1 pseudogene is annotated in these 1,319 nt (G+C 49.1%); it reads left to right on the forward strand.

The features are described from left to right. Window positions 1–1,065: pseudogene (locus tag AMS66_RS33990) on the forward strand (serine hydrolase); the annotation flags it as partial. Between the last annotated feature and the right edge of the window lie 254 nt (window positions 1,066–1,319).

Here is a 1,319-nt window from a genome sequence, read left to right on the forward strand (position 1 = left end):
ATAACGGCTTTGGCCAAGGGCGGGGACATCTCTACGTATGCGGCTTCCCTCGTCGTGCTTCCCGAGAAAAAGATGGCTGCTGCCGTATTGACATCGGGCGGCAGCAGCAGCACGAGTCAACTGCTGGCAAGCGAAATGCTGCTGCTGGTGCTCAAGGAAAAGGGCGAAATCAAGAACATTATGCCGGATAAATCTTTCGGCAAGCCGGTTAAGGCCAAGATGCCCCATGATGTAGTGAAGCAAGCAGGCTATTACGCCAACAGCGGTGCGCAGTTCCGGGTAGAGATTACTAAGGACGGAGAACTGTCCATTCCAGATTATCTGGAGACGAAGTATATTTATACTTCGGATGGAAGCTTTGTCGACGAGAACGGAACCTCCAAAGTCCGCTTCGTCACCGAGAAGAACGGACGCACGTATTTGTGGAAGAGAGCCTATGAGACGTTGCCGGGATTGGGGCAGCTAGCAACGTCAGAGTATGCGGCCGAGAAGCTGGAAGACAACGTACTGCCGAAGGAGACCGTCGAAGCTTGGGCAAAACGGGAAGGCGCTAAGTTCTATCTCGTGAACCAGAAATTCAGCTCCGAAGAGTATTTCTTTGGGCAGCCGGCAATCGAAATTAGCCTCGCCGACGGTTTGCCGGGTTATTGGGAGGATAGAAAAATCACAGGTCCGAATACGGCGACGAGTCAGATCCAAATCCCAGGAATAGCAGGCCGGGATACGACGGAAGCCCGGTTCTACACGAAAGACGGCATCGAATATTTGAACGTAAACGGGTACTCACATGTGAACGAGGCGAACGTGAAACCGATCTATGCAGGAAATCAGTCCAAGGTCACGGTGCCAGCGAACGGACATGCCCAATGGTATACCATCCCGGCAGCAGGCAAAACGATGACGGTCAAGCTGCCAAAGAATGGTGCTTTCGCGGTATATGATGAGGAAGGATTATGCGTCAACTATACCATTGTCAGCGGCAACAACAAAGTGACTCTGCCCAAGAGCGGAACGATTGTATTTGCTGGGGCGCCGGGTTCGGAATTTAAAATAACAATGAAATAAGCTGTACTCAAAACTACGTTGTCGGTATTGGCGTTGATTCTGCTTCTATAACTTTTGTTGAGATATATTATACGGAAGGAACGACGCCATTTGATACAAGTAGGAACGAAAAGATTGTAAAAACGTATATATTTCAACATGGGTATGGTCAATTGCGAAAAATCAGGTAAGGTAACTCTATCTGCGATCTAATCTCTTTTCTTGGTGGCGCGACCTTAAGGATATTATAGATTCGTCGGATGAGGTTATTTGCC

Origin of the sequence: Paenibacillus xylanivorans (genome assembly GCF_001280595.1) — a bacterium.
Taxonomy (GTDB): domain Bacteria; phylum Bacillota; class Bacilli; order Paenibacillales; family Paenibacillaceae; genus Paenibacillus; species Paenibacillus xylanivorans.